Genomic DNA, 4,737 nt, shown 5'->3' on the forward strand with positions numbered 1-4,737 from the left:
CACGCGTGGGAGCGCTCCCACAAGCCCTTGGTGTACCGGATCCCCTCGCCCGGGCGCCCGGGCGTGACATGGCGGGCCGGGGGCACCCGGTGGCCATGAAGCTGCATATCCCGGGCCGGGACGACCGGCCGGCACACCAGGACGCGCCGGACGAGTCCGCATCCTCGCGGGGGGCCGGGCAGCCGGCGCAGGAGCCGGGCCCGAGCGACGCGGTGGAGCGCGCGGCTCCGGACAGCCCGGCGAAGCTGCCCAAGGGCGCCTGGAAGGCGGCCTTGAAGGGCAGTGTGCGCGAGTTCAAGGACGACGAACTCACCGACCGCGCCGCCGCCCTGACGTACTACGGGGTGCTGGCGCTGTTCCCGGCGCTGCTGGCCCTGGTGTCGATCCTCGGTCTCACCGGCAGATCGACCACGGACAAGGTGCTGGAGAACGTCCAGGAGCTCACCGCCCCGGGTGCGGCGCGGGACATCATCACCCAGGCGATCGAGCAGCTTCAGGGCGGCGCGGGCGTCGGTTCGCTGGTCGCGGTCGTCGGTCTGCTGCTCGCCGTCTGGTCGGCGTCCGGCTATGTGGCGGCGTTCATGCGCTCGGCGAACGCCGTGTACGACATGCCCGAGGGACGTCCGGTGTGGAAGGTGCTGCCGGTGCGTGTGGGCGTGACGGTCGCGCTGCTGGTGATGGCCGGGATCAGCGCGCTGATCGTGGTCTTCACCGGCGGTCTGGCCCGTCAGGCGGGCGATCTGCTGGGGCTGGGCGACACGGCCCTCACGGCCTGGTCGATCGCCAAGTGGCCGGTGCTGGTCCTGCTGGTGACGGTCATGATCGCGCTGCTGTACTGGGCCGCCCCGAACGCCAAGGTCAAGGGGTTCCGCTGGGTCACCCCGGGCAGTTTCCTGGCCCTGCTGATCTGGCTGGCCGCCTCCGCCGGGTTCGCCGTCTACGTCGCCAACTTCGGCTCGTACAACAAGACGTACGGCACGATGGCCGGTGTCATCATCTTCCTGATCTGGCTGTGGATCACCAATCTGGCGATCCTGCTCGGGCTTGAGTTCGACGCGGAGATCGCCCGGCAGCGGGCCATCGCCGGCGGTCATCCGCCGGAGGAGGAGCCGTACACGCAGCCGCGTGACACCCGCGCCTGGGACGAGCAGGACCGGGAGAAGATGGACGGCGCCTGACGGGACGCGCGACTCGGGCGGCGGGCGTCAGTCGGCCAGGACCGCCGCGAGGGTGGCGCCCAGCTCCCAGCAGCGCTCCAGGGCGGCCTTGTCGGGTTCGCCCGTGACGGTCACCGCCTCGGCGGCGGCGCGCCAGCCCAGGCCGGTGGTGACCGACTCGATCCCCCGCACGGCGCCGGTGACGTCGTTGCCGCCGTGCACGTAGTACCCGAAGGGCCGGCCCTTCGTGGCGTCCAGGCAGGGGTAGTAGACCTGGTCGAAGAAGTGTTTGAGCGCGCCCGACATGTAGCCGAGGTTGGCGGGGGTGCCGAGCAGGAAACCGTCGGCGTCCAGGACGTCGGCGGCGGTCGCGGACAGCGCGGCCCGGCGCACCACCTTCACGCCCTCGATCTCCGGGGCGGTGGCGCCGGAGACGACGGCCTCGAACATCGCCTGGCAGTTCGGCGAGGGCGTGTGGTGGACGATCAGCAGGGTCGGCACAGCACGACCCTGCCGTGCCGGCCGCCGCGCCCGCAAGCCGGGAACCGTCCGGGTGCCGTTGTGACGACGGCACCCGAGTGGCACGATGCCCGGCATCGGCGACTGGGAAGCGAGGCGGTGGCGTGGGCGACGAGGTGCACGGGTCCCCGGCGGCGGAGGTGTTCGACGCGCTGGGCGGCGACTACGAGAAGGCCTTCGCGTCCTCGGCGGCGCACCGGGCGTCGCTGTCCTGGCTGCTCGAAAGGCTCTCCCCCGGCAGCACCGTGCTGGACGTGGGCAGCGGCACCGGACGGCCCACGGCCGCCACGCTGGCCGGCGCGGGACACCGGGTGCTGGGCGTCGACGTGTCCCCGGTGATGGTGGAGATCGCCTCCCGGCAGGTGCCCGAGGCGGAGTTCCGGTGCGACGACGTGCGGCGGACGAAGCTCGCGGAGGGCTCGTACGACGCGGTCTGCGTGTATTTCTCGCTGCTGCAGATGACCCGGGCGGAGCAGAAGGAGCTGGTGCGCCGGCTGACGGCCGCGCTCAGGCCGGGCGGCCTGCTGGTGCTGGCCACCGTGCCGCTGGACGTGGAGGAGTTCGACGGGTCGTTCATGGGGCAGCCGGTGCGGGTCACCAGCTTCGCGGCGCAGGACGTCCTCGGTCTGGTGCGGGAGGCGGGCCTGGAGGTGGAGTGGGAGGAGAGCACGATGTTCACCCCGAGCCACCCGGCGGCCCGCCCGGAGCCGCAGCTGTTCCTGCACTGCCGGCGGCGCGGCGAGGCGGCCTGACGGCGGGCCTGCCCCGGCCGTTCGGCCGTTCGGCCGCCCGGCTGCCCGGCTGCCCGGCTGCCCGGCTGCCCGGGCGGTCATGACACAGGCCGGGTCTCCCCCTGGGTCGCGGTCGCCTGGGTCGCGGTCGCCTGGAGGTCCGCGAGGAGTCCGGCCTGGCCGGTGAGGACGCCGGACAGGATGGTGCGCGCGACCCGCAGCAGCTCCGCCACGTGCGGGTCGGTCAGCGAGTAGTAGACGGTCGAGCCCTCCTTGCGGCCCACGACCAGGTTGGCGCGGCGCAGCACGGCCAGCTGCTGGGAGAGGTGCGCGGGCTCGATGCCCACATGGGGCAGCATCTCCCCGACCGAATGCTCGCGTTCGCTGAGCAGCTCCAGCACGCGGATGCGGGCGGGGTGCGGCGGAAGGGTGGGCCGCTGCCCGGTCGAGGGGCGGGATCGCGTGACTCAGCCGGTCATCCGCTTGCGCCACATCGGCTCGACCTGGCGCCATTCGTCCTCCCACCGGTCCAGCCGCCGCAGCCGCAGCCGGGCCCGGGCGACCCATCCGCAGAGCAGCACCATGCCCCCGGTGACGACGGCGACCGTGATCCCGGCCATGGCTATCTGGAAGTGCGCCTCGGCGCCCGCGGGCGGCGCGGACACGAGGCGGCCGGCCTCGTCGTTGTGGACGGTGACCTCGGCGCCCTTCTTGCTGTTCGCGGGGACCTCCGCCCGTCCGGTGTGGCGGGTGCCGTCGGGGGCGGTCCAGCGCACCTCGGCCCAGACGCCGCTGCCGCCGTTGTCGGACTCCAGCGCGGGAGCGGCGTCGCGCGCGTCCTCGACCAGCACGGCCGGGACCGGGCGGGTGTGCTCGCGGCGGTCGTCGAGGGACGCGCCGACCCCGTCGGCCGCCGCGAGTCCGGCGAATGCCGAGAGGACCAGGGCGAGGACGGCCGTGGCGATCAGCAGCCAGGCCTCGGCGATGTCGCTGCGGCGGCACAGCGGGTTGTCCCGCCATCGCCACCAGGGCACCATCGGCCTCGCGCCATGCGTCGTCGCCATGGGAGGTCACCTCCTCGCGCGGGTGCCGTCCGCGCCACCACCTCCAGGGTGGCCCGTTCTGCCCCGTCCCGCACGGGCGGAACGGGCCGTTTTCCGGGACGGGCCTCGTCCCGGAGCGGGCCTCGCCGGTCACACGGCCGTCGGATGCACCGGGACGACCTCGTGCTGCGGGACGCCGAGGACGACCTTGAGCGCGCCCGTCTCGGCGGCGCCCGCGAACACGTCGTACGCCTCCTGCATCTGGTCCAGGGGGAACGTGTGCGAGACCAGACCGCGGGTCGGCAGCCGGCCGGCGGCGGCCATCCGCAGCAGCGTGGGGGTGGAGTGCGTGTCGACGAGGCCGGTGGTAATAGTGACGTCCTTGATCCAGAGATCCTCGAGGTGCAGGGTCGCGGGCGCGCCGTGCACGCCGACGTTGGCGACATGCCCGCCGGGGCGCACCACACGGGTGCACAGTTCGAAGGTCTCCGGGAGGCCGACCGCCTCGATCACCACGTCCGCGCCGAGTTCGCCGGTGAGGTCCTCGACCAGCTGCTCGGGACCCTCGCTCGCGTCGGCCACCGCGTCGGCGCCGAACTCCTTCGCCGCCTGGAGCCGGGACGCCGCCAGGTCCACCGCGACGACGCGTTCGGGGCCGAACAGCTGGGCCGTGGCGATCGCGGCCAGCCCGACCGGTCCGGCGCCGACCACGACGACGGTGTCCCCGGGCCGCACCCGGCCGTTGAGCACGCCCACCTCGTAGGCGGTGGGGAAGATGTCCGCCAGCAGCACCGCGTCCTCGTCGGCGAGGGCGCCGGGCAGCGGGTACACCGACAGGTCGGCGAACGGCACCCGTACGTATTCGGCCTGGGTGCCGTCGACGAGGTGCCCGAGGATCCAGCCCCCGCCGCCCCGGCACTGGCCGTACACGCCCTCGCGGCAGAAGCGGCAGCGGCCGCAGGCGGTGACGCAGGAGACCAGGACCCGGTCGCCGGGCCGTACGGTGCGGACGTCGGCGCCGGTCTCGACCACCTCGCCGACCGCCTCGTGTCCGAGGACGGTCCCGGGGCGCACCTCGGGCACGTCGCCCTTGAGGATGTGCAGGTCCGTCCCGCAGATGGTGACGGCGTCGACGCGGACGATGACGTCGCCGGGCTCCCGGATCTCCGGATCGGGAACCTCCTCCCAGGCGGACTGCCCGGGGCCGTGGAAGACGTAACCCTTCATGCCGATCCTCACCCTTCTCGCTGAGCGGCGGGCTCGACGCCGGGCGCGCGCACCCGCCTG

At 73.6% G+C, this 4,737-nt stretch carries 5 protein-coding genes and 1 pseudogene; 2 read left to right on the forward strand and 4 right to left on the reverse strand.

All coding sequences use genetic code 11. From position 1 onward, the window contains the following. Window positions 1–95: 95 nt before the first annotated feature. Window positions 96–1,178, forward strand: coding sequence for a YihY/virulence factor BrkB family protein (locus CCN29_RS30265; RefSeq protein ID WP_031019299.1), 1,083 nt, complete (start codon window positions 96–98; stop codon window positions 1,176–1,178). A 27-nt stretch (window positions 1,179–1,205) separates the two neighbouring features. On the opposite strand, the gene CCN29_RS30270 is transcribed toward CCN29_RS30265, so the two are convergent. After that, the gene (locus CCN29_RS30270; protein ID WP_006132186.1) at window positions 1,206–1,658 is read right to left on the reverse strand and encodes a flavodoxin family protein; all 453 of its coding nucleotides are present in this window, start codon (window positions 1,656–1,658) and stop codon (window positions 1,206–1,208) included. 122 nt (window positions 1,659–1,780) lie between these two features. On the opposite strand from CCN29_RS30270, the gene CCN29_RS30275 reads away from it, so the two are divergent. Beyond that, window positions 1,781–2,428 (forward strand): class I SAM-dependent methyltransferase, encoded by a 648-nt coding sequence (locus CCN29_RS30275; RefSeq protein WP_006132187.1) that lies wholly within the window; start codon window positions 1,781–1,783, stop codon window positions 2,426–2,428. Between the two features lie 77 nt (window positions 2,429–2,505). Here the strand turns inward: CCN29_RS30275 and CCN29_RS30280 are convergent. The 3 genes and pseudogenes from CCN29_RS30280 to CCN29_RS30290 form a co-directional block, all read right to left on the reverse strand. Next, a pseudogene (locus CCN29_RS30280) lies at window positions 2,506–2,826 on the reverse strand (ArsR/SmtB family transcription factor); the annotation flags it as partial. Between the two features lie 48 nt (window positions 2,827–2,874). Continuing rightward, window positions 2,875–3,471 carry an Rv1733c family protein gene (locus tag CCN29_RS30285; RefSeq protein WP_039987266.1) on the reverse strand — a complete coding sequence of 199 codons (597 nt, stop codon included), beginning with the start codon at window positions 3,469–3,471 and terminating at the stop codon, window positions 2,875–2,877. 129 nt (window positions 3,472–3,600) lie between these two features. Then, window positions 3,601–4,677 carry an alcohol dehydrogenase catalytic domain-containing protein gene (locus CCN29_RS30290; protein WP_006132190.1) on the reverse strand — a complete coding sequence of 359 codons (1,077 nt, stop codon included), beginning with the start codon at window positions 4,675–4,677 and terminating at the stop codon, window positions 3,601–3,603. Window positions 4,678–4,737: the final 60 nt, after the last annotated feature.

The sequence above is a fragment of the Streptomyces pseudogriseolus genome (assembly GCA_002154585.1).
GTDB lineage: Bacteria > Actinomycetota > Actinomycetes > Streptomycetales > Streptomycetaceae > Streptomyces > Streptomyces pseudogriseolus.